This window comes from Arcanobacterium sp. S3PF19, from assembly GCF_000758825.1.
In the GTDB taxonomy this organism is placed as follows: domain Bacteria; phylum Actinomycetota; class Actinomycetes; order Actinomycetales; family Actinomycetaceae; genus Arcanobacterium_A.
Map to the genome: position 1 here is coordinate 1 of NZ_JRMX01000007.1, position 22,902 is coordinate 22,902.

The following is a 22,902-nucleotide window of genomic DNA, read 5'->3' on the forward strand; positions in this document are numbered from 1 at the left end:
CCAAACAACACACCCACACCCAACAACCCACAAAAAACAGGCCACCGGAGAGGCGCTTCCGCAGAAGCAACTTAACCAGTTTACCATCTCTTTTTCAAGAATTCAAATCGAATCTCGAAAAGGATTCAAACCGTATCACCCTTTGAGCCGATTTCCGACTCGCTCTTGGCGACAAACAAAAACTTTACGTACTTTTCCCACCTGCGTCAAACCGCATGCGGGTGTTGCCGCTCACACCCTTTGCGCCCGTGTTTCCGCCGGCTTCGGTTTTCCCCGAAATTACGGGATTTTCCGCAAAAACACCTCTTCACACGCAGAAAAAACTGTGCCGCAGGATACAGAAAACAGGCACTCTTTTCCCTGTACGGCCCGGCAAAAACAACGAAGCGGGCGGGCGGAAAATCCGCCCGCCCACCGGGTTTTGACTCTCTCTGCACGCTATGCGGCGCGCCGGGTTGCCTACTTCACACGTTCCATAATCAGCTCACGCACTCTTGCGGCATCTGCCTTGCCGTGCGTAGCCTTCATCACCGCGCCCACAATCGCGCCCGCAGCCTGAACTTTTCCGTCACGGATCTTCTGCGCAACATCCGGCTGCTGCTCCAGGGCGCCGTCGATAATCGCCAGCAGACTGCCGTCGTCGGAAACAACCTCCAGACCTCTGGCCCGCACCACATCGGCGGGGCTGCCTTCTCCCGCAAGCACTCCCTCAAGCGCCCGGCGGGCAAGTTTGTCGGTCAGTTTCCCATCCCTCACCAGTGCGTCCAGCTCGGCAACGGCCGCAGGCGAAATCGGCACATCAGACAGTTCCGTCCCGTGGTCTTTGGCATATCGCGACAGCTCACCCATCCACCACTTGCGTGCACCGGCCGCGCAGGCCCCTGCGCGGACCGACTCCTCGATCAGATCCAGGGCACCGGAATTGACCACATCGCGCATTTCCAGCTCGGAAATACCCCACTGCTCCAGCAGCCGCCTGCGCTTCGCCGCAGGAAGTTCGGGCAGCGATTTGCGAATCTCTTCTACCCATTCCTCTGCCGGGGCAATCGGAACCAAATCCGGTTCGGGGAAATAGCGGTAATCGTCGGCATCGGATTTCACGCGCCCGGAAAGCGTTGTCGAATTAGACTCCTGCCAATGCCGGGTTTCCTGCAAAACTTTTTCCCCGCGGCGCAAAACAGCGGCCTGTCGGCAGATTTCGTACTCCACGGTTCGGTGCACGGCACGGAAAGAATTCACGTTTTTTGTTTCGGTACGCGTACCAAGCGGCGAATCCGGCGTATCGCGAAGCGAAACATTTACATCCGCACGGACATTCCCACGTTCCATGCGGGCCTGGGAAACTCCGATGGCCCGCGCAATATCGCGGATTGCCTGCACATACTTCGCAGCCACTTCGGGAGCGCGCGCGCCGGCGCCTTCGATCGGCCGGGTAACGATTTCCACCAGCGGAACACCTGCGCGGTTGTAATCTACCAGCGAATACCTTGCGCCCTGAATCCGGCCTTCCCCGCCGACATGGGTATTCTTCCCGGCATCTTCCTCCACGTGGGCACGTTCGATGTTCACCCGGAAAACGGTGCCGTCGTCCAGCTCAACATCCAGATAGCCGTCGTAGGCCAACGGCTCGTCGGACTGCGAAGTCTGGAAATTCTTGCACAGGTCGGGGTAAAAATAATTTTTCCGGGCAAAACGGCAGGATTTGGCGATCTTACAGTTCAGTGCCAGACCCAGACGGATAGCATATTCGATTGCGCGTCTGTTTACCACCGGCAGTGCGCCCGGCATACCGAGAGAAACGGGCGTGACGTAGGTGTTCGGCTCTCCCCCGAATGCGTTCGGGGCGGCATCAAACATTTTCGTTACGGTGGCCAGCTCCACGTGCACTTCCAAACCCAAAACGGGATCGAAATGTTTTACCGCATCTTCATATTCAAGCAGCTCATCCATTATGCGTTTTCCTCCAAAGCGTCAATCGGGCACTGTATCCCATCGCTGTGCGCAAGCGCTTCCACAACGGCGGCGTACTTATACATACGCGCGTCTTCGTGTGCGGGCGCAATAATCTGCACACCCACGGGAAGCCCCTCGGACAGACCTCCCGGCACGGTCATCGCCGGCACGCCGGCAAGATTGGCCGGAATGGTGGCAATATCGTTCATATACATCGCCATCGGATCATGTGTGTTTTCCCCGAACCTGAAAGCGACTGTGGGGGAAGTCGGAGACAGAAGCACATCGCATTGGCCGAAAGCCGCCGCCAGATCACGCTGCACCAGCGTGCGCACTTTTTGCGCCGAACCGTAATACGCATCGTAATAACCTGCCGAAAGCGCATGCGTGCCCAAAATAATCCTGCGCTTCACCTCGGTGCCGAAATTCGTTTCCCGCGTGGCACGCATCATCGTCTCCGCCGTAACCGGGCCGGACTTCGGCAAAACCCTGTTGCCGTAGCGTACGCCGTCAAAACGTGCCAGATTCGAAGACACCTCCGCCGGCATAATCAGATAATACGCACCCAAAGCATAATCCAGCGAAGGACAGGAAACTTCCGTAATCTGCGCGCCGCGCGCCCTAATCTCCTCAACCACCCGGCGGAATACGGACAGCACTCCGGAAGAATACCCTTCTCCCATCATCTCCGTCACCAGACCAAAACGCATTCCGCTCAGATCAGTCTTTGCGCTCCCCTCATTCGCCGCCTGCAGCAGGCAGGATTTCTCATCCGGCAGAGATGTGGAATCCAGCGGATCGTGACCGCCGATAATTTTCTGCAGCGCGGCGGCGTCGGCCACCGTGCGCGTGACCGGGCCGATCTGATCCAGCGAGGAAGCCATCGCAATCAGGCCGTAACGCGAAACGGCACCGTAAGTCGGTTTGGCGCCGACCGTTCCGGTCATTGCCCCCGGCTGGCGGATTGATCCGCCGGTATCGGAACCAAGCGCCCAGGGCGCGAGCAGGGCAGCGACCGCAGTCGCAGACCCGCCGCCGCTTCCGCCCGGGATTCTCTGCGGATCCCAGGGGTTGCGGGTAACGCCGAAAGCGGAATGTTCGGTGGACGAACCCATTGCAAACTCATCCATATTGGTATGCCCCAAAATAGGCATCCGCGCCGCATACAAACGCTTTACAACCGTGGCGTCGTAAGGCGGCTTCCAGCCTTCCAGCATTTTCGAGCCGCAGGTGGTGGGAATACCGCGCTGGCACATATTGTCTTTCAGGGCAATCGGCACGCCGGCAAATTCGGGAAGATCCCTGCCCGCGGCGCGGTCCGCGTCCACCTGCTTTGCCGCTTCCAGGGCCCCTTCCCTGTCCACATACAGGAACGCGTTCAATTTCGGGTTAAGCGCATCGATCCGGTCCAGATACGCCCGGGTGAGCTCTGTGGAACACAGCTCGCCCGTCTGTAGGGCACGTGCCAGTTCACGTGCCGATTTACGCAGAAAGTCCTTCATTTATTCCTCCCCCAGAATCTGCGGTACAGAGAATTTTCCGTCCTCTTGTTCGGGAGCACCCGCCAGAACCTCATCACGGTTCAGCAACGGGCCGACAACGTCTTCGCGCATCACATTCACAAGCGGAATGGGATGCGACGTGGCCGGAACGCCGGCGGCGGCAATCTCGGAAACTTTTGCGACGGCGTCGGAAATCACGTCCAGTTCCTTTGCAAACTGCGCAATTTCCTCTTCCGTCAGGGCAATACGTGCTAGGTCTGCCACACGGGCGACCTCTTCTTTAGAAAATGACGACATACCTACATTCTATGCGTTAAACACTTCTTCTCCAACCGGGCACGCTATCCGGTCCGTTACCTGTTCTCTTCCCCCCCCCACACCGCGGGCACTGCTTTTTTGCCGGCATTGCATTAAACTGTGGCTATGGGGTGGATTGAAAATGTGCGCGGAACAGGCACAAAATCACTGAAACACGTTCTTAAACTGGGTGTGCTCACACTGTTCGCCGCGCAGTCGACGGCGATTGGCACAATTTTGGCGATTGACGAACACCGCAAACGCCGCCACCCGCAAAGCGGTCTGTTTCCCTACGAAAAGCCGCGCAGTTTTCAGCTGCGGGAAACAAATATCACCCTGTTCACCTACGGCGGACATCTGTACGAGGCGCAGCTGAAAGAGATTGAATCGGCAAAAAAATATATTTTCTTTGAAATGTTTATCATGAAAGACGACCCGATCGGGCACCGGTTCAAAGAAGCGCTGATCAGGGCCGCCATCCGTGGCGTAGAGGTGTATATTCTGATCGACTCGTGGGGAAATCTGAATCAGCGGCGGAAGTTTTACCGCTACCCGCCGCTGGAAAATCTGCACGTAATTAGGTTCCCCCTGATCCGCCCGGGAATCCTGACGGGAAATCCGCGCCAGAAAGGGCGCGACCACCGCAAAATTCTGTGTATCGACGGCAAAGTGGGATTCGTGGGCGGATACAATATCGGAAAACTCTACGCCGGACACTGGCGCGACACCCACGTCAGAATTGCCGGACCCGAGGTGTGGGAGCTGGAGAATACGTTTGTCGATATGTGGAATCTCTACCGCAGTCCGAAACGGCAGCCGGAGCTGACGGATTCCGGCTCCGGCACCTGGAATCCGAAACTTCGGGCACTGACAAACACACCGGCCTTTAACTCCTATCCCGTACGCTCGGCATATTTGGCGGCAATCGACCGTTCTTCCCACCACATTTGGATCACAATGGGGTATTTTATTCCCGACGACGGCCTGAAACGGTCTCTGATACAGGCGGCGCGGCGCGGCGTGGACGTACGGATTTTGGTGCCGCAGTTTTCAAACCATATCGTCGCCGACTGGGTCAGCCGCCCGCACTACACCGAACTGCTGCAGGCGGGAGTGCGTATTTTTCTTTACCGTCACGCAATGGTTCACGCCAAAACCATGACTGCCGACGGGCAGTGGTCGACCGTGGGCACAACCAATATCGACCGGCTGTCGATGTCGGGAAATTTTGAGGTAAACCTCGAAATCTACGGACAGCAGATGGCTTCCGCCATGGAAGCGGCGTTTGCCGTGGACATGTCCAATTCCCGGGAGCTTACTTTACGGCAGTGGGAACGGCGCGGCTTCTGGCCCCGGCTGGGGGAAAAAATTCTGCGTCCTCTCGGGCCGCTGCTCTGAGCGAACCGACGCGCCGGTTAATCGGCCGGCAGAGCGCTTAATCCGGCAGCACGCCCGTATCCATCAGCCGCACGAACTGTTCTTCCGTGAGCACCGGAATTCCCAGATCGCGGGCCTTTGCCGCTTTGGAACCGGCATTTTCGCCGGCCACAACCGCCGTGGTCTTTTTCGACACCGATCCCGTTGCCTTTCCTCCGTGGCTTTCTATCGCCTCTTTCACCGTCTCCCGCGTAAAGCCCTGCAGTGTGCCCGTAGCCACGACCGTCATTCCTTTCAGCGTCTGTTTTTCTTCCGGCTTGCGGGGCACATCCGGCTGCGCAAACACAACTCCCGCGTTTTCCCAGCGGCTGACGATCTCCCGGTGCCAGTCTTGGGAAAACCAGCCGATAAAAGAACGGGCAATAATTTCTCCCACGCCTTCTGCCGCGGAGAGTCCGTCGACGCCCGCGGCGCGCATCGCATCCAGGGATCCGAACTGCCCCGCCAGAGACTTGGCGGCCACCGGACCCACATGACGGATGTTTAACGCCACTATTTTGCGCCACAGTTCTTTCTTTTTCGCCTTTTCCAGCTGCCCAAGCATTTTCAGCGTGGTCTTGGTGGGCCCGGAAACGGCATTTGCCCCGGGAGCGGTCCAGGCCGTGCGAACATAACGGTAATCGCCCGTCGCTTCCCCGTCTTTGCGGATTTCCTGCCACTGCGCCAAATGCTCCAGCTTTTTTGCGTCCAGTTCAAAAAGTCCGGCTTCGGAGTCCAATACCGCTTTCTGCGGAGAAGGAATCCTGTATTTCTCCAAAACTTCCGGGGGAATAATCTGCTGCGGATGCAAAATCGCGCCCCCGCCGTCCGTGATTCCCAATTCTATGAGTTTCTCGGGAGTGAAGCGCAGCTCACGTATCTCCCCCGGGCCGATCTCATAGGAAATGCTCCGACCCGTAGCCAGGGCAAGCAGCGCATCGGAGCGGAAACGGTCCGGGCGGGCCAGCCACTGCCCGGTTTCCTCGCCCAACGCCTCGATGTCCAAAGCTCCCCGGGAACCTATATGCACGATCCTCTGCGCCAGCTGCGCGGGACACGATTTGGCGTTTTCACAGCGCAGATCCACATCTCCGGCTTTGGCGGGGCGTACCGCCGATCCGCACTCCGGGCAGCGCGAAGGCATCACAAACGGACGCTCGCTCCCGGTTCGGGCGGATTTCAAAGGCCCGACCACTTCCGGGATGATGTCGCCCGCTTTGCGTAAAATTACGATATCTCCGATCAGTACGCCTTTGCGTTTTACTTCCGTCGGATTGTGCAGCGTCGCCTGCGAAACCGTCGAGCCGTCTATCTGCACCGGCTCCATCACCGCATACGGCGTTACTCTCCCCGTTCGCCCTACCTGAACGCGAATATCCAACAGACGCGTCTGCACTTCCGTCGGGGGAAATTTATAGGCAACGGCCCATTTGGGCACGCGCGAAGTAAATCCCACACGTTTCTGCAGCGCGCGGTCTTCCAGCTTAATCACCACACCGTCGAATTCATGTGCCAGACTCATCCGCCGGTGTTCGTAAAAGTCCAGAAAATCCCCGATTTCCTCCATTGAGGAGACCACTTTGGTCTGCGGGGATATCGGCAGACCCCAGCGCGAAAACTGCGCATACACCTGCTCCTGACGCGACAGTGTGCGCAGCAGATCCTCCGAGGCCCCCTCAACGGCACCGATACCGTGCGCTATAAAAGACAGCGAACGTATCGCGAAGCCCGTAACGTCGTCCTGACGCAGAGATCCCGCCGCCGCATTGCGCGGGTTGGCAAACACCTTCAGTTTCCGCTCCGCGCGGATCAGCGGATGCTCAGGCAGACGCCGCTGCTCGGGCAGCGTTTCGTTCAGCGCTCTGATCCGGGCGTTTTCCCTGCGTATCTGCTTATTTTTTTCCCGTATCCGCTCCCGGCGCGCTTCAGTCTGCGCATTGCGGCGCGCCACGTTTTCGTTAAATTCACGAAACGCCGCAATCGGGAAAAATACCTCTCCGCGCACTTCGATCAGGTGCGGGAAATCATCGCCCTTCAGACGCCGGGGAATGGCGGAAATAGCGAGCGCACTGCGCGTTACATCCTCTCCGGTTACGCCGTCTCCCCGCGTTGCGGCCGTATCCAATACTCCGTCGCGGTAGGTGAGGTTTAATGCCAGACCGTCGATTTTTACCTCAACCGTATATTTGCTGTTTTCCGGCACTTCCGCGCGGATAGACTCAAACCATGCACGCAGTTCGGATTTTGAAAACACATCCTGCAGCGAATACATCCGTTCCCTGTGCCTAAGTGTGGAGGAATCGGCTTTTGCCGGTTTCGCGCCGACTTTCATCGTCGGAGATTCCGGCGTCCACAGCCGGGGAAACATATCTTCCAATGTTCTCATCCTGTGAATCAGGCAGTCGTAACGGGCATCAACCATAATCGGCTCGCCGCCGCCGTAATATGCAGTCTGTGCCGCACTGAGCAGCTTTGCCAGACGTTCCCATTCCCCGCGCGCCTGTGTCGGATCCAAATTCTCGCACATATCTGTATTCTACCGAATTCCTCCCCCGATTTTTTCCTCCTTTTTCCGCCGCGGATACGGATTGCCCGGAAGCGGGTTACGCGCCGCGCCCAAACACAGTATCCTTTACAGTATGCGGAACACAGGTGCAAAAAATACGTTATGGTTTCAGCCCATAGACGTGCTCTTTGCTTTAATCGGTCTTTTTCTCTGGGTGCTCACGCTGCAGTACGCGCTGTATATGGATTTTCTTCCGGGTATCGTATGCATTCTGGGAATCTGCAACACCGCGGGAATTCTTCTGTACAGAAAATTCTTAAATCCGGCTCTCCTGCTGATGTTTTCCACTCTGTTTCTGCGCTATCTCTTTGCTCCTTTCGATATTTTTCCCTGCGATTTCACACTTCTTTTCGTTGTTTACGCCGCCGCGTTAAATGCGCGGCGCGCAATGCGGTATTTCACTCTTTTCGGCGCGGGCACCCTCACCGCACTCTTTGCCGTGCCCCGAATTCTGTATTACCGCGATTTTGGCAACATTACTCTCTGCATTTTCCCCGAACTGCTGGTACTGATCACGTTTGCCGCGGCCACCGTGCACCGGATGCGGATATCCGAAAAAGAAACCCGGCTGCTCGTGGCCAGACAGCGCGAAAACGAACAGCTGCGCGACGCCCAGTTCGCGGTCAACACCGAACGGACCCGCATCGCCCGTGAAATGCACGATATCGTAGCCCACACACTCTCGGTCGTGATCGCACAGGCAGACGGAGGCAGATACGCCGCGCAGACGGATCCCGCCGCCGCGCAGACCGCACTCGAAACAATCAGCGAAATGTCGCGGGCGGCACTTGCGGACATCCGTTCGATCATCGGCGTGCTGCGCGATCCGCAGGAAACCCGCAAACCGCTCCGCCCCCAGCCGGCCGCAGACGACCTCGAACATCTTGTGGAAACGGTCCGGCACTCCGGCGCCCGGATATCCTTCATAAAGATCGGCACTCCGCAGCCGCTGCCCGTCGGTTTGGGCAACGCGCTGTATAGGATATGCCAGGAAGCCGTCACCAACGCACTGAAGCACGCAGGTCCGTACGCCAATATTTCCGTACTGCTAAAATGGAAAACAGGCAGCATCATCCTGGAAATTACGGACGACGGACGCGGAGCGGCAGCGCATAACGACGGGAAAGGACATGGGATAATGGGAATGCAGGAACGCGCCGCGCTGTTTGGCGGCAACGTGGAGGCGGGACCGCTGACCGGAAGCGGCTTTAAAGTAAGCGCTTTTATCCCCCTGCCGAAATCACAGACTCCCGAGAGGGAAAAGGAGAACGATGAATAAAGAAAATCCCGCAAAAATCCGGGTTGCGCTTGCCGATGACCAGGCACTGGTCCGCAACGGTTTTTCTCTCGTGATCAATTCGCAGCCGGACATGGAAGTGGTGATGGAAGCGGGAGACGGAGCCCAGGCTTTGGAACGTCTGTCGCTGGTGCCGGCCGATATCATCCTGATGGATGTGCGTATGCCGCACATGAACGGAATCGAGGCCACCTCAAAAATCGCAAAAACGGAATTTCCCCACGGAGTCACGCCGAAAATTATTATCCTCACTACTTTTGACCTGGATGAATATATGATGAGCGCGATCGAAGCCGGCGCATCCGGTTTTCTGCTCAAAGACGCCCCGCCGGACGAAATGCTGCACGCAATCAGAACCGTGCACAGGGGAGAAGCCGTGATTGCGCCCTCGTCCACGAAACGTTTGGTGGACTATCTGGCCGCGGAGGCGGTGCAGGCCAGAATGATTAATCCGCAGCTGGTCGCCGGGCTCTCCGAACGGGAACAGGAAGTGCTGACTTTAGCCGCAAAAGGCCTTTCCAACAGGGAGATTGCACAGAAGCTGTTTTTGGCCGAAGCGACGGTGAAGTCGCATATCAGCCGGATTTTCGCCAAACTCGGCGCACGCGACCGCGTCCAGGCGGTTGTGATCGCCTATCAGGCGGGTCTGGTACGGCCCGGCGAAGAGTAAAACGGCAGGAGCAAACGGGAAATAGGCAGGAACCACAGGATGGGCATTTTTGCGCAGGAAGCCGTTTTTTGCCACGGCGTGCGAAAATCGGTGTTTTCGGACGAGAAAGAAATTTCCGTGCTGGAAAATATCGGTCTGAAAATTCCGCCCGGGAGTTTCACCGCCCTTTTGGGGAATTCCGGTTCGGGAAAAACGGCTCTGACCGAAATTCTTCTGGGAGTGGCGAAACCTGACCGGGGGCAGACAGAAATTTTCGGCACAGACATTTTCTCCCTTCCCGCCGCGAAAATGGCAGAATTCAGAAGAACCGTTCTGTCTGCCGTTTTCCCTTCCGGAAATCTCATTTCCACTCTCGATCTGGAAACAAATCTTTTCCTGCCGTACCTGCTGGCAAAAAAACAGCCGGAGCGGCAGCAGGCCGAACAAATAACCGACTTCTTCGGTCTCCGTCCGTTCCTCGCATCCATGCCGGATACGCTTGCGCCAAAAACCCATTACACCGCGGCAATTGCGCGTGCGTTGATCGCCCGCACAAAACTTCTTCTGTGCGACGACCCCACATGGCACCTCTCCGAGCGGGAAGTCAACGAAATTGCCTCATATCTGCGTTTGGCCGTGCGCGATTTCGGCATGACCGTCTTTGCCGCAACTTCGGACCCCTTCCTCGCGGTGGCGGCCGACACCGTATATCTGCTTTCCGAGGGGAAAATTTACGGGCAGATTCAAAATCCCACACTGAACTCGGTCATTTTGGCCATGGACGCGGCTAAGGACGGAACGCCATGATTTTTTCCATGGCAAAAATGCCGGCCAAAATCCGAAAAAAATATTTTTTCACCTTCCTCTCCACGGTTTCCCTCGCCTTCTTTCTGCTGCTTTATCTCTCCGTTTCCCCTTTCCTGCATATCGCGCTGATAAATTCGGTGCACAAAACCGCGGAAAATTTCACGTTCCGCGTTTCCTGCCCCAAAATTTCCGCAGCGGAATGTCTGCGCTCCGTTTCCGCACTCCCGCAGACAGACCGGGCATATATCCGTCAGTCCGTCCCCGTATCGGCAGCCGCCCGGAACCGCGTGCTGGACATAAAGGCTTCGTCCCTGGTTCCCGGGCAGGACGGGACCATAGAAATCACGGCAGGGAAATATCCCAAAAAACAAAATGAAATTTTAATCTCGCGCGCGGTGTCGCGGATATTCAAAATATATCCCGGCGATACCCTGATGCTTTTCCCCGCCCGGGGGCCGAAACACCATGCCCAAAAAATGTCCGTTTCCGGGATCTACACACGCAGCCCGCTTGCCGCGCGGCCGCGCGAAGCCGAAATCCTCACCACGCAAATCCCCCTTCTCCGTCCGCATATTTCCCGCGCGGCCGAATCCTCTTCGGCATACGCGGTTGTGGTTCATGCCAAAAACACGGTTGCGGGGGAAACACTGAAAACAAAAATCCGCGCCCTCGGAGGCACGGACATAACCACAGCATCCCAATACCGGGCCCGGCTGTTCTCCGCGCAGCACGGCACACAGGCATACCTGAAATCCTCGCTGCACTGGATTTTGGCTCTGCCGCTCATGCTTTCGCTGTTCTCTGTGATATTGGCATATTGCTGCCTGCAGCGAAACTCATTCCGTTTTCCGCAGCAGATGCTTCTGCTCGGCGCGCGGCGCACACAGGTTGTGCAAATCGAAATGGCCCGGGCGTTTTTATGTACTTTTGCCGGCACGGCTTTGGGAATCGCCCTCGCCCGCGGATTTGAACAGGCACTGTTTTCACTCATTTCCTCTCTTCCCGGCGGATCTTTCATTATTTCCGCCGGCCGCCCGCGCCCCGGGATGCTCAGCGGATACGATTATCCGACAGCGGCGCTTCTCTGCACCCTCTGCGGCACGGGAATTGCTTTTGCCGTGCTTTCCGTATCGGTTTTGAAATGCTTTTCTTCCCACCGGCTGTTTTATCTGCGCCCGCTGCCGCAGGGAACGGAAAGTCCGGCGCGCGAACCGCGAATTCCCGCGCTGGCTGCAATTAACATATCGGGCACTTTGCTGTTTGCGGTTTTTATCTATTACGCACTGATTATCTGCGAGAATCTGCTCTTCGTGGCATCCCCGGAAAACACGGCGGACAGCCTTACGCTGATCGGAATGCTGGCGGCGGTATTTTTAACTGCCGTTACGCTGTTCTCCGCGCTGGTCTATCTGCATCCCAAAAAATTTCCGCGCCGGCAGACACCCGGGCCCAAACTCCCCCGCTCCTTTCTGCGGCGCCTGCGCGTTACCGAAACACATTTTTTCCGCATTCATTTCGGTGCAATTTTGATTATCGGACTTACGGCGGCAGTATTTGCTTTGGAAACTTTTATTTCCGTCTCCGGCCACGGCGCCCGCGAACCGGAGTACCGCCCGTTTTCCTACGACGTTCTGATTCAGTCCGCGCAGGGAAAGGGAAAAATCGGGCCGCGGATTTTAAAATCCGTGGCGGCGGATCCCGACATTTCGGGAATTCTGTCTGTCTCCGCCGCGGCCGCCGCCCCCGATTTTCCCGCAGGCGCAGCCGGGCGTGAATTCTATATTCATACGATACATCCCGCCGATTTGGGGAAGGCGGCAGGCGGACACCTTCCCGATAAAATTTTGGTACAGTTTACGGAAAAAGCCCGGACGAATCCGGCGCGGACCGTGCAGAATCTGAAAAGGCGCCTGCCGGCAGGCATTTCCCCCGAATTTATTCTCACCGCGGAAAATACGCCCACGGGAATAAACAACCATCTTGTCACGCTGCTGACGCTGACCGTGCTGTGCGCGGTACTTGGGATTTCCCTCATCTACACCGCAGCTGTTCTTGGCGCGCACTGCAGGCTGTCCCGATACGAAATAATGACTCTGCAGCTGTGCGGGCTCACGCCGCGCCGGCTGCGCCGCAAAATCAGGAGCAGGGTTGTGCGTACCGCGCTCATCCCGGTGGTCTTCGGTTTGGCGGCAGGGATTTTCTCCGGGATAATTCTCGCACGGTATTTCACGGACGCCTACAGGCACTCATGGTTTTGGATTCTTCCGTGGAAATGGGTCTTTGCGGTTCTGTTTCTCTCCGCCCTGACCGTAAACATCTGCATTACGTTTTATCTGCGGAAAATCCGCCCCGCAGACCCTGCTGTTCAGGAAGAACTGTGACCTTACCGATAATCCTCCCTCCTTCTCTTTACAAGCGGCGTCAAACCTGAAACAGTGGATAGATACAGAAGAGGAAAATCTAAAAAGCGAATACTTTTACGGCGTATTCGAAGGAGCTGAAAATGGATTGGCGTCACAAGGCAGCGTGTTTGAATGAAGACCCGGAACTGTTCTTCCCGATTGGCAGCTCCAGTGCCGCTTTGAAACAGACCGAACACGCGAAAGCCGTCTGCCGCACCTGCGATGTAATCGAAACCTGCCTGAAATGGGCCCTGGACACCAACCAGGACGCCGGCGTATGGGGCGGTCTGGGCGAAGAGGAACGCCGCGTTATCCGACGCCGTGCGCTGCGCCGCCGCGCCTGATATCCGCACCCGTTTCCCGCACGTAAAAATTTTCCCGTCGGTCCGCGCCGGGCGGCTTACTGCCGATTTAACGCAGATGCAAGACGGCGTGCACGCACGTGCCACCCTGCGGAGGCTGCAGCCACTCTATTTTTCCGTTTAATTCGGTGCGCACAAGCGTTTTCACAATCTGCGTCCCCAGACCGTTGCCGGGGCCGCCGTCCGTCATCCCGCACCCATTGTCTTTTATTTTCAGATCCAGGATATTGCCCTCGCGCCCGGCACAGACTTCAACTTCGCCTCCCCGGCGCAGACCGTGCTCAATCGCGTTGGAAATAATTTCATTGAGCACTACCGCCAATGCCGTGGCCTGCTCGGCACGCACTTTTCCAAACGAACCCAGGAAACGGATCTCCACCTGTTCGTCGGTCACGGCAATATCGCGCACGGTACGCAGCAGAGAGCCGAACACTTCGTCAAACTCAACGACTTCGTTTATGTTCTGCGACAGCCCCTCGTGCACGATCGCAATCATCGACACTCTGCGCTGTGCCTGTTCCAGTGCCTTGCGGCTTTCCTCGTTTACAACCCGGCGCGCCTGCAGCCGCAGCAGAGCAGAGACTGTCTGCAGATTGTTTTTCACTCTGTGGTTGATTTCCCGAATCGTTGCGTCTTTTGAGAGCAGCTGCTGCTCATGACGGCGAATTTCGGTTACGTCCCGCGTGAGCAGAACCGCTCCCAGCCGACGCCCGTTTTCCAGCAGCGGAATGGCACGCATTGAAACAATCACCTGATGCGCCTCAAACTCCGCAATCCAGGCCTGTCTGCCCATCAGTACCAAGGGGAGCGCCTCATCGGGCACCGCGTAATCCTCGATCAGCTCCGTCACTTCTTCGGCCAGCACAGCGCCTGCCAAAGGTTTGTCTATTCCCAGCCGCCGAAAATTGGACACCGCATTCGGACTCGCGTAAAGCACCATCCCGTCTTCGTTCAGATGCAGCACGCCGTCGGATACGCGCGGCGTGCCGTGCCGGTAACCGGTCGGGGTGTCTTCCATCGGAAATTCACCCGTAGTGACCATCTTCAGCAGCGCATGCACAATATCGTGGTAATTCTGCTGATTTTGCGCAGGCACCAGATCCGGACGGACGGCCCGCAGAACATGGAGCACCGCAATATTTTTTCCCCCGCATTTTACGGGAACAAATTCATGGGCAATCGTCTGCGAACGGTATTGCGTAATTTTGTCTCCGCAGATCGCTTCCTCCAGGAAGCGCGCAATGTCACCGTCGACTTTTTCCGTCACAACGTCATGCTCAATCAGCGTTCCCGCCGTGGCGGGCCGGGCGTGGGCGGCAACAATGAAAGTATCGCGGGCGGGAATGCACAGCATCAGATCCGCAAACGACAGATCCGCAATGACCTGCCAGTCACGAATAAGCTGATGCAGCCATTCGACCTGCATCGGGGCAAAAGTATGAAGACGGTTCAGAATGTTGTTTAATGTTGGCACATACTCACCTTAAGCCGTTTTGGTGTTTAATGGAAATATGGAAATTTCAGTGTCGCAAACCGTCGACGGCAGTTTTGCCCGGGTGATGGATATTCTCAGCGGCGGCGAACTCGGCAGGGCGCGGATAAAATACTTCGGCGCGGATAAATACGCCGATTTCATCCCCGCTGCCGGCACCGAACCGAAATGCACGGAAACGCGCTTTCTGGTTCCCGCCGACAGGCTTCCCGCCGCCGCAGCCGCTTTTATCGGCCTGCCGCACGTGCAGGGCAGTATCCGTATTTCCTACTTTCCTTCGGGAAAAATAGATTTTGCGCCCGAACTGCCCGGTCTTCCGCTTACGCTGCAGCTGTCGGGGCAGGTCACGCAAGTCGGGGAAAACGTCACTTCGGTCAGATATACGGGAAAGGCAGAAGTGCGGGTGCCGTTTGTCGGCAGGGCAGTAGAAGCTAAAATTGTATCCGTGCTGCAGGGCGCACTGCGGCACGAAGAACGCCTGATAGAAGAGCTGGCGGGAAACGGAACGGAAAATAAGGAAACGGACAATGACCGTGATTAACCGACAATACGAGGATTTACTGGCGGACGTGCTGCAAAACGGAACGCGGAAAGCCGACCGCACGGGCACGGGCACGATTTCCGTGTTCGGACGTCTGATGCGCTTTAATCTTGCCGAAGAGGGATTTCCCCGGATCACCACGAAATTTGTGCCGATGAAATCCGTGAAAGGGGAACTGCTTTGGTTTCTGCGCGGAGAGACAAACATCGGATGGCTGCACAGACACGGGATCACGATTTGGGACGAATGGGCCGACGAAAACGGCGATTTGGGGCCCGTTTACGGTGCGCAGTGGCGTTCCTGGCCGACTCCCGACGGGCGGCATATCGACCAAATCTCGCAGGTTCTGGAGATGCTGCGCAGCAATCCCGATTCCCGGCGCATTATTGTTTCCGCATGGAATGTGGCCGAATTGGACAAAATGGCCCTGATGCCCTGCCACGCTTTTTTCCAGTTTTACGTTGCCGGGGGAACTCTTTCCTGCCAGCTTTACCAACGCTCCGCAGACCTGTTCCTCGGCGTGCCGTTTAATATAGCTTCCTATGCACTGCTTACGCATATGTTTGCCCAGCAGTGCGGCCTAAAAGTCGGGGAATTTGTGTGGACGGGCGGAGACTGCCACATTTATCTCAACCACCTGGATCAGGTGCGCGAACAGATCTCGCGTTCCCCCTATCCTTTCCCGACGCTGGAACTGAAGAAGGCTTCCTCCCTGTTCACCTACGAAATGGACGATATCCGTGCTTCACGGGGATATCGGCACCACCCGGCGATTCACGCCCCCGTTTCCGTATAAACCCTCCGTTTGGGACGCACAGACACATCACGGCAGGAAATATGATTGGTTTAATTTGGGCACAGGGCAAAGACGGGGCAATCGGCACAAACGGGGCTCTGCCCTGGCGTCTGCCCGAAGATTTGGCACATTTCAGACAGATAACGGCCGGCCATCCGGTGATTATGGGCAGACGCACATGGGATTCGCTGCCGGAAAAGTTTCGTCCGCTGCCCGGCAGACTGAATGTTGTTGTTACGCGGAGCCGGCAGTTTTCCGCCGCAGGTGCCGCTGTCCGCACCGATCTGTGCGACGCCTGTTCCTATGCGCTCGGGCACGATCGGCAGGTTTGGATTATCGGCGGGGCGAGTATATACCGGCAGGCTCTGCCCCTTGCCGAAAAACTTGCCGTAACGCAGGTTGATCTGCGCGTACCCGACGCCGACGCATTTGCGCCCAAAATCGGGACACAGTGGCGGTGCGAAACGTGCGGCCCCTGGCAGACTTCCCGCACCGGAATCAGATACCGGTTTCTGTTTTACGGTATTTCCCGGTAGCCGTTTTCGCATAACAAACACAAACATACCCGCTTTATCCCATTTTGGCTGCCTGCGGCGCCGGCAAAGGCGGGCCGCGGATACGGCGGCGCCCCGCTCTTTTCCGGGAAACGGCAGAGCGGGGCGCGCGGATTTGTAATTATGCTTCGGGCTGCAGTGACTTCTTTTGTACACGGCGGTAGCCGAAAACAAGCAAAACCACGAACACAATCACGCCCAGCGGCGTTGCCGCGCCGGCAAAGGACTCGGGCATAATCGCCAGTGCGTCCGAATTCGACGTTGCGCCGATAATGCCCGCATTAAGCACACCAAACAGCGACTCTCCGACTATCAGACCCGTAGCAAGCAGCACTCCCAGACGCTTTGCGCGTTCCGCGTTGCGCTGCCGGAGCGCCCACCGGTCGTAGAGCACGCCGATCAGGGCCCCAATCGGGATCACAATCGTGAGCGTAACGGGCAGATACATACCCATTCCCACGGCAAGCGGAGGAAGGGAATAACGGGTGGTGTGGGTCAGGATTTCATTGACAATCACCACAACCGCGCCGATCAAAGCGCCCAATCCGATATAAGACCAGTTGATGGTGCCTCCGAGGATGCCCTTCGCAACCGAGGAAAGCAGTGCCGCCTGCGGAGCCGCCAGTGCGTCCGGTCCCGCGCCTTCCATGCCCTGGAAACCAAAGGCCGTCATCATCAGCTGCAGAATGGGGGGAATAATCAGCGAACCGAAAATTACACCGATCACCAATGCCACCTGCTGTTTCCACGGAGTTGCCTCCACCAGCTGCCCGGTTTTCAGATCCTGCAGATTGTCGTTTGAAATGGTTGCAATGCCAAATACGATGGCCGTGGTAAAGAGCGTGTAGGCGATCAGCGCGGTTGCATTCGTGTTTTTCTCGTCTCCCGTAACCAGCATTACCAGCAGCGAAGAAACGATGACCACGATAATTCCCACACCCGAGATGGGGGAATTGGAGGCCCCGATCAGACCGGCCATGTAGCCGCAGATACCGGCAATCACCAGTCCCGCAAGAAGCACAAAAATTACGCTCAGAAGCAGCAGCGACACCGTATGGTGCGCAATTGCGGAATTACGCAAAAAATTCCACAGCAGCAGACCGATCGGAAGCATCGAAACAATCGTCACGCCCGCAACCCACTTAAAGGGAATGTCGCGCTCCGTAAGCGGAACTTCCTCGCCGCCCGTGCGCGCCTTTGAGGAAGCCAGGGATTCCTTCATTCCGCGCACAATGGGACCGATAATTTTGATTAATGTCCAAATTGCGGCCACCGCCATTGCGCCGGCACCCACAAAACGCACATCCGAGGAGAATACCCCGCCGACAACATCCGCAACGGATTCCGGACCGCTGAGCATTCCGGCCGTAAACGTCGGCAAAAGAATTCCGTATGAGATCACAAGTCCCACAATCATCGACATTCCCACAGCCGGACCGACCAAATGCCCCACGCCGATCAAAGCCATCGAAAGCGAGGCACCGAACATTGTGCCGCCGGCACCCACATGGAATGCCGCAGAAACCGACCCGGCAACCGTCTTAAACGCGGTAAGAAGAGAATATCCGGCCGAAGCAAGCGAGCCCAGGATAATCACAGCAAGCCCGCGTTTGTTTTCTTCCGCGGAGCCGTTTTCGTCGCCGACTTTCAGCACTTCGGCCGCTGCAACGCCCTCGGGATAAGGCAAATCGGAACCGGTAACCAGCGCCCGCCGCAAAGGAATGGAGTACATAACGCCGAGCGTGCCGCCTATGGCACAGATCAGCATTGTTACCCAATAGGGAAAACCGCTCCACCAGCCGATCATCACCAATCCGGGCAGAACGAAAATGATAGCGGAAAGCGTTCCGGCCGCAGAGGCAATAGTCTGCACAATGTTGTTTTCCACTACTGTGTGGCCGGCAAAATTACGCAGTACCGCCATCGAAATAACGGCGGCCGGAATCGACGTGGCAAAAGTCAGGCCGACTTTCAGTCCGAGATACGTATTCGCAGCCGTAAAAATTAAAGTAATGATTCCGCCGATAATGACGGCGCGAAGAGTAAGTTCTTTTACACCGCTCTGAGGTGCTTTTTGTTTTGTCTGAGGCAAATCCACATCCCTCTTTTCATCCGATACGCCGCCTATATGCATAAATACAATGAAAATAAACAGCTTAAAACGTGGTGTTTCCAGTATATTTTATATGTCGGAAAAAGCCTACGCGAAACGTGAAACTGTGAATAAGTATGCACATAAAAGTAAAATTTCCCCGCCGGGAGACAGCGCCGGCCATGCGGAAAAGAAGACACCGCGCGGGCGGCCCGCTGCGGAGGAAAAACAGATCCCGGACTCGGTGAGCCCGGGATCCGGTTCAGTGGCGGGGACAGGATTTGAACCTGCGACCTCCGGGTTATGAGCCCGGCGAGCTACCGAACTGCTCCACCCCGCGTCGGCACATCTACTCTAAACGGAATCCGTTCCCAAATTCAATGCGAACCGGGGTGCCCTTGCTCACGTGCGGGCAAAGGCACCCTCCGTCTCACTTCTTCGCAGAATCTTCGCCCGCCGTGCTCTGCCGCGCTGCTGTCGCATCCTTAATTGCTTTCGCCAGCTTCTCCTGCGCCTTTCCGTAAGCTGCCCAGTCACCGCTTCTGCGCGCATTCTCACTCTCCAGCAGAGCCTGCCCGGCTTCGTGCAGGGCAGCGTCAAGCGACGCCTTTTGCGGATTTGGCGCGGCGTCTTTCTCCGCCTTGCCTTTATCTGCAGACTTATCCGCACCGGCCGGCGAAGAATTCTTCTTTCCGTTCTTTGCGTTCCCGGGAACCTGAGCTTTCTTATTTCCCGCAATCTTGGCATCCCCGGCTTTCGCCCCCGAATTTCCGCCGAATACCTCATCCAGCGCCTCATCCAAAGTGGGCGCGAATCCCACCTGATCGCCAAAGAGCGCCAGCACGTACTGCAGCGTCGGATACTGCGTTCCGGATGCCGCCTGCACGTAGATCGGCTGCACGTAAAGCAGACCGCCGCCGACCGGCAGAGACAGCAGATTTCCTTCCCGTACCTGCGTTCCGCCCTGGCGAAGCAGATTGAGCGCAGTGGATACATCGGGGTTGGTCAGCATCGTATTTTCCGCCTGCCCGGGACCGGGCACTGTCAAATCACGCGGAGTTTCGATCAGGCGCAGCTTTCCGTAGCTTTCCGCAATCTTCCCCGGTTCGTTTCCCGCGTTGGAGTCGGCGGCAAGGAAACCCGTCATCACGTTTCTGTTTGTGTTTCCGCCCGGAATATACGAAGTGGAGATGGAAAACGATGCCTGCTTCTGCCCGGGCATCTGCAGCGTCAGATAATACGGAGGCTGCGCGGGCGTGCCCGCGGAGGCTTTCATCGTCGGTTCGCGCGGAACCTGCCAGAAATCCCCGCCCGAGTAGAAAGACTTTGCGTCTTTCACGTGATAGCGGGCCATCAGCGTACGCTGCACCTTAAACAGATCCTCCGGGTAACGCATATGCGCAATCAGATCCCCGGACATTCTGTCCAATCCGATAATCTGACCGGGGAAAATTTTCTTCCACGCATTGATAATCGGATCTTTTTTGTCCCACTGAAAGAGCTTTACCGAGCCGTCGTAGGCATTCACAACCGCTTTTACGGAATTGCGGATGTAATTTACCTGATCGGGCGCGTTCACAACGGACCCGTTGCGGTTCAGGGAATCGCGCGTCGCCGTTTCCAGCGTTTCCCGCGCCGAATAGGGATAGTTGTTTGACGTCGTGTATCCGTCCACAATCCACACCAGCTCTTTTGGCGTGGACGGATCGCCGTCCATGTCCACAACCGCCGGCACGGCCTTTGAATCCAATGTCAGATAGGGTGCAACCTTCGCAATGCGCACATGCGGATCGCGGTCGTAAAGAATCTGGGATTTGTCCGTGACGCGGTCGGAGAAAAACAGTTCGCTGGAACGGAATTTGATCGCAAACATCAGTTTGGCGAAGATATTTGAAATTTTCGGTCCGCCGTTACCCTTATAGGTGGTATTGACCTGGCCGTTTGGCGAGGTGTCGTCCGGATAGTCCAGCTCCCATTTCTCCGTTCCCCGGGGTGCACCCACAATGGAATACTCCGGGGAATTCTGTCCGAAATAAATCCGCGATTCGTATTTGCCCATCTCTCCGGTGGAAGGAATGCCCGCCTCCCAGAAAGAGGGATCGCCTTTCGTGGTAACGGTGTTTCCGAAAGCCGCGGCAACACCGAAACCGTGCGTATATACGGTGTGGTCGTTCACCCAGGAACGACGCGAATTGTCCAGTCCCGCCAGATTCAGTTCGCGCATTGCGATAACCGTATCGCGCATTTCGTCGCCGATTTTGTAGCGGTCCACCGCAAGCCGGTCGGAAAATTTATAGTACTGCCTGTTTTGCTGCAGCTGGTTAAAAGAAGGGGAAACAACGCTGGGATCCAAAAGCCTGATCTGCGCCGCCGTAGCCGAATCCTGTCTCAGCTGACCGCTCTTGGCATCGGTACGCGCCTTGTACTGTCTGCTTTCCACCTTGTCGAGCCCGTAAGCGGCAAGCGTGGCATTGATATTGCGCTGAATATATTCGGATTCCAATTCCGCGGCATTCGGGTCAACCTTGAAATTCTGCACCAAGAACGGATACAGACCGGTGAGTACCAGACCCGAGGCTACCGTGGCGGCGATCCCCACAAACGCCGGTTTCCAATTCCGCTTCAGACCGGCAAAAACAAACAGGCCGGCGATGAGAAACACCGAAACGGCGAAAATGGTCAGCCCCGGCTTGGAGGCATTGATATCGGTAAAACTTGCCCCGGAAAAACGCGCGTTGTTGCCCAGCAGAAGATTGTAGCGGGCGATCCAGAAATCGGCCGCTACCGTCAAAGCCGCAAGCCCGCAGACAATACCGACAAAAAGCTGCGCCGAGCGGTCCATCTTCAGCCTGTTTCCCTCAAAGCCCAGCCTTCCGGAAACCCCGTAGCCGGCCAAACCGGCAACAAGCGCGAGCGTAAGGAGAACAAATACAGCGGAAATAACGGTCTGTATTACCGGCAGGGAGAACACATAAAACGAGATGTCTTTCCCGAACTCCGGATCTTTCCGCCCGAAATCGGTCCGGTGCAGCCACAGCAGAATTTCCTGCCAGTAGGAGCCGAAACGGACGCCGAAAAATATGCCCGCCACAAGCGGCACAACGAACAGCGACAGCCATTTTTTACGCAGAATTTCAAGCCGCAGACGTCTGTTTTTCTCCCCCGGTTCTGCCGGATACTGCGTTTCCCCTCCCGTATTTCGGCCCAGTCCGATCCGCAGCGAAACGGCCACGGCCGCCGCGCAGGCCAGCATTCCGATCAGCGCGAATCCTATTTGGGCAAGATACTGCGTCCAAAACACGCTGCCCGCCTTCAGCTGGCCGAACCACTGCAGCTCGGTCCAGAAAGCGGAAAGCGCAACAACCCCGCCCAGCAGCAGCGCCAATATAATCAGCGTGTGGATAAAGACGTTCTTCGTGCCTTTTTTCTTTTTTGATTCAGACGTCGTCGACAACTTTTACATCCTATTTTTAAAACCGGTATCTCTTAAGATAGATGTTAGCAAACATTCTCCTGCCGAAACATCTTTGTTTCCGCACTCCCCTTTCCTTTTTTCGGCCGGAAGAAAATATGCCAGAATAAAACCATGAGTTCATCGCACGCGCTGCGCGAAGCGGCCCTTGAAATCGAAAAATATGTGGCAAAAGACGGCTGGGACGGTCCCGTGCGTCTGTTTGCGCTTGTAAACACCCAAAAGGCACTGCGGGAAAACCCCGCCCTGCGCAGTGAGCTTCCCCCGGCCACGGCGGAAAAAGCCCGGCTGGATTCGGAAAGTCTTTTTTCGGTGGAGCAGGACGCGCTGCCCGCATTCGAGAGCATCGGCGAACTGCTGGCACAGATTATGTGGCCCGCCGACATAGACGGAGCCGCCGTAAGCATGGAAAGAATCGTGCTGCCGCCCGCAGCCGAGAACGAACTGCCCGAAGACGCACCGGCGGCACTGAAAAAAGCCGCGAACCACCCCCTGAAACAGGAAGTGCGGATTGTCTGCGCCGTTCTTCGCGACGGCACTTCGTGGAATGCCGTCAGAATGAAGGCACACGACAGCGACGACATGGTGCTTTCGGGAGAAAATATCGTTTCCGGACTGACGCAGGCACTGCGTGCCACTTTTGCCCCCTGATTCCCGGCGGGGCGCGCGTGCGGCGAAACGGGGACGGTTTTTCGGCAAACGTG

Annotated in this window: 17 protein-coding genes and 1 tRNA gene; 10 read left to right on the forward strand and 8 right to left on the reverse strand. The window is 56.7% G+C overall.

Features of this window, described 5'->3' with window-relative positions; translation table 11 throughout:
* Nucleotides 1-459: 459 nt before the first annotated feature.
* The 3 genes from gatB to gatC are packed head-to-tail and all read right to left on the reverse strand — an operon-like array spanning nucleotide 460 to nucleotide 3,752.
* A complete protein-coding gene (gene gatB, locus HMPREF1631_RS01490; protein WP_034231585.1) occupies nucleotides 460-1,950 on the reverse strand; it encodes an Asp-tRNA(Asn)/Glu-tRNA(Gln) amidotransferase subunit GatB in 1,491 nt (496 codons plus the stop codon).
* Nucleotides 1,950-3,455 (reverse strand): Asp-tRNA(Asn)/Glu-tRNA(Gln) amidotransferase subunit GatA, encoded by a 1,506-nt coding sequence (gene gatA, locus HMPREF1631_RS01495; RefSeq protein ID WP_034231587.1) that lies wholly within the window; start codon nucleotides 3,453-3,455, stop codon nucleotides 1,950-1,952. Before gatA ends, gatB begins: the two co-directional genes overlap by 1 nt.
* The gene (gatC, locus tag HMPREF1631_RS01500; RefSeq protein ID WP_034231590.1) at nucleotides 3,456-3,752 is read right to left on the reverse strand and encodes an Asp-tRNA(Asn)/Glu-tRNA(Gln) amidotransferase subunit GatC; all 297 of its coding nucleotides are present in this window, start codon (nucleotides 3,750-3,752) and stop codon (nucleotides 3,456-3,458) included.
* Between the two features lie 126 nt (nucleotides 3,753-3,878).
* On the opposite strand from gatC, the gene HMPREF1631_RS01505 reads away from it, so the two are divergent.
* Nucleotides 3,879-5,150 carry a phosphatidylserine/phosphatidylglycerophosphate/cardiolipin synthase family protein gene (locus tag HMPREF1631_RS01505; protein WP_052046932.1) on the forward strand — a complete coding sequence of 424 codons (1,272 nt, stop codon included), beginning with the start codon at nucleotides 3,879-3,881 and terminating at the stop codon, nucleotides 5,148-5,150.
* Nucleotides 5,151-5,187: 37 nt separating this feature from the next.
* Here HMPREF1631_RS01505 and HMPREF1631_RS01510 read toward each other — a convergent pair whose 3' ends face one another.
* Nucleotides 5,188-7,695, reverse strand: a complete 2,508-nt coding sequence (locus tag HMPREF1631_RS01510) for an NAD-dependent DNA ligase LigA (protein WP_034231592.1) — start codon at nucleotides 7,693-7,695, stop codon at nucleotides 5,188-5,190.
* A 112-nt stretch (nucleotides 7,696-7,807) separates the two neighbouring features.
* Between HMPREF1631_RS01510 and HMPREF1631_RS06725 the strand changes: the two genes are divergently transcribed.
* From HMPREF1631_RS06725 to HMPREF1631_RS01535, 5 genes are all read left to right on the forward strand, one after another.
* Nucleotides 7,808-9,013, forward strand: a complete 1,206-nt coding sequence (locus HMPREF1631_RS06725) for a sensor histidine kinase (protein ID WP_052046933.1) — start codon at nucleotides 7,808-7,810, stop codon at nucleotides 9,011-9,013.
* Nucleotides 9,006-9,701 (forward strand): response regulator transcription factor, encoded by a 696-nt coding sequence (locus HMPREF1631_RS01520; protein ID WP_034231595.1) that lies wholly within the window; start codon nucleotides 9,006-9,008, stop codon nucleotides 9,699-9,701. Before HMPREF1631_RS06725 ends, HMPREF1631_RS01520 begins: the two co-directional genes overlap by 8 nt.
* A gap of 39 nt (nucleotides 9,702-9,740) precedes the next feature.
* The gene (locus tag HMPREF1631_RS01525; RefSeq protein WP_034231596.1) at nucleotides 9,741-10,487 is read left to right on the forward strand and encodes an ATP-binding cassette domain-containing protein; all 747 of its coding nucleotides are present in this window, start codon (nucleotides 9,741-9,743) and stop codon (nucleotides 10,485-10,487) included.
* An 8-nt stretch (nucleotides 10,488-10,495) separates the two neighbouring features.
* Nucleotides 10,496-12,868, forward strand: a complete 2,373-nt coding sequence (locus HMPREF1631_RS01530) for an FtsX-like permease family protein (protein WP_232215393.1) — start codon at nucleotides 10,496-10,498, stop codon at nucleotides 12,866-12,868.
* 122 nt (nucleotides 12,869-12,990) lie between these two features.
* A complete protein-coding gene (locus tag HMPREF1631_RS01535) occupies nucleotides 12,991-13,233 on the forward strand; it encodes a WhiB family transcriptional regulator (protein WP_034231600.1) in 243 nt (80 codons plus the stop codon).
* Nucleotides 13,234-13,300: 67 nt separating this feature from the next.
* On the opposite strand, the gene HMPREF1631_RS01540 is transcribed toward HMPREF1631_RS01535, so the two are convergent.
* A complete protein-coding gene (locus HMPREF1631_RS01540; RefSeq protein WP_034231603.1) occupies nucleotides 13,301-14,725 on the reverse strand; it encodes a sensor histidine kinase in 1,425 nt (474 codons plus the stop codon).
* Between the two features lie 37 nt (nucleotides 14,726-14,762).
* Here HMPREF1631_RS01540 and HMPREF1631_RS01545 point away from each other — a divergent pair, with 37 nt between their 5' ends.
* From HMPREF1631_RS01545 to HMPREF1631_RS01555, 3 genes are read left to right on the forward strand one after another with little or no spacing between them, the layout of a single operon-like run.
* Complete coding sequence (locus HMPREF1631_RS01545) at nucleotides 14,763-15,284, forward strand: DUF2505 family protein (RefSeq protein ID WP_034231606.1); 522 nt, start codon at nucleotides 14,763-14,765, stop codon at nucleotides 15,282-15,284.
* Nucleotides 15,271-16,080 (forward strand): thymidylate synthase, encoded by an 810-nt coding sequence (locus HMPREF1631_RS01550; protein WP_034231608.1) that lies wholly within the window; start codon nucleotides 15,271-15,273, stop codon nucleotides 16,078-16,080. Before HMPREF1631_RS01545 ends, HMPREF1631_RS01550 begins: the two co-directional genes overlap by 14 nt.
* Nucleotides 16,081-16,121: 41 nt before the next feature.
* Nucleotides 16,122-16,616: a dihydrofolate reductase gene (locus tag HMPREF1631_RS01555; protein WP_034231610.1), complete on the forward strand. Its 495-nt coding sequence runs from the start codon at nucleotides 16,122-16,124 to the stop codon at nucleotides 16,614-16,616.
* Between the two features lie 139 nt (nucleotides 16,617-16,755).
* Here the strand turns inward: HMPREF1631_RS01555 and HMPREF1631_RS01560 are convergent, their stop codons facing one another.
* From HMPREF1631_RS01560 to HMPREF1631_RS01570, 3 genes are all read right to left on the reverse strand, one after another.
* The gene (locus HMPREF1631_RS01560) at nucleotides 16,756-18,726 is read right to left on the reverse strand and encodes an OPT family oligopeptide transporter (protein WP_034231749.1); all 1,971 of its coding nucleotides are present in this window, start codon (nucleotides 18,724-18,726) and stop codon (nucleotides 16,756-16,758) included.
* Nucleotides 18,727-18,992: 266 nt separating this feature from the next.
* Nucleotides 18,993-19,066 (reverse strand) — tRNA-Met (locus tag HMPREF1631_RS01565).
* A gap of 90 nt (nucleotides 19,067-19,156) precedes the next feature.
* Nucleotides 19,157-22,180, reverse strand: coding sequence for a UPF0182 family protein (locus tag HMPREF1631_RS01570; RefSeq protein ID WP_052046935.1), 3,024 nt, complete (start codon nucleotides 22,178-22,180; stop codon nucleotides 19,157-19,159).
* 132 nt (nucleotides 22,181-22,312) lie between these two features.
* On the opposite strand from HMPREF1631_RS01570, the gene HMPREF1631_RS01575 reads away from it, so the two are divergent.
* A complete protein-coding gene (locus HMPREF1631_RS01575; protein WP_034231611.1) occupies nucleotides 22,313-22,849 on the forward strand; it encodes a PPA1309 family protein in 537 nt (178 codons plus the stop codon).
* The last annotated feature ends 53 nt before the right edge of the window (nucleotides 22,850-22,902 follow it).

Excerpts from the sequence above, each read along its gene's own strand:
- HMPREF1631_RS01520 (WP_034231595.1), top strand. The coding sequence starts at position 9,006 with ATGAATAAAGAAAATCCCGCAAAAATCCGGGTTGCGCTTGCCGATGAC.
- gatB (WP_034231585.1), bottom strand. The coding sequence starts at position 1,950 with ATGGATGAGCTGCTTGAATATGAAGATGCGGTAAAACATTTCGATCCC.
- HMPREF1631_RS01575 (WP_034231611.1), top strand. The coding sequence starts at position 22,313 with ATGAGTTCATCGCACGCGCTGCGCGAAGCGGCCCTTGAAATCGAAAAA.
- HMPREF1631_RS01525 (WP_034231596.1), top strand. The coding sequence starts at position 9,741 with ATGGGCATTTTTGCGCAGGAAGCCGTTTTTTGCCACGGCGTGCGAAAA.
- HMPREF1631_RS01555 (WP_034231610.1), top strand. The coding sequence starts at position 16,122 with ATGATTGGTTTAATTTGGGCACAGGGCAAAGACGGGGCAATCGGCACA.
- gatA (WP_034231587.1), bottom strand. The coding sequence starts at position 3,455 with ATGAAGGACTTTCTGCGTAAATCGGCACGTGAACTGGCACGTGCCCTA.
- HMPREF1631_RS01505 (WP_052046932.1), top strand. The coding sequence starts at position 3,879 with ATGGGGTGGATTGAAAATGTGCGCGGAACAGGCACAAAATCACTGAAA.
- HMPREF1631_RS01530 (WP_232215393.1), top strand. The coding sequence starts at position 10,496 with ATGGCAAAAATGCCGGCCAAAATCCGAAAAAAATATTTTTTCACCTTC.
- HMPREF1631_RS01545 (WP_034231606.1), top strand. The coding sequence starts at position 14,763 with ATGGAAATTTCAGTGTCGCAAACCGTCGACGGCAGTTTTGCCCGGGTG.
- HMPREF1631_RS06725 (WP_052046933.1), top strand. The coding sequence starts at position 7,808 with ATGCGGAACACAGGTGCAAAAAATACGTTATGGTTTCAGCCCATAGAC.
- gatC (WP_034231590.1), bottom strand. The coding sequence starts at position 3,752 with ATGTCGTCATTTTCTAAAGAAGAGGTCGCCCGTGTGGCAGACCTAGCA.
- HMPREF1631_RS01535 (WP_034231600.1), top strand. The coding sequence starts at position 12,991 with ATGGATTGGCGTCACAAGGCAGCGTGTTTGAATGAAGACCCGGAACTG.
- HMPREF1631_RS01550 (WP_034231608.1), top strand. The coding sequence starts at position 15,271 with ATGACCGTGATTAACCGACAATACGAGGATTTACTGGCGGACGTGCTG.
- HMPREF1631_RS01510 (WP_034231592.1), bottom strand. The coding sequence starts at position 7,695 with ATGTGCGAGAATTTGGATCCGACACAGGCGCGCGGGGAATGGGAACGT.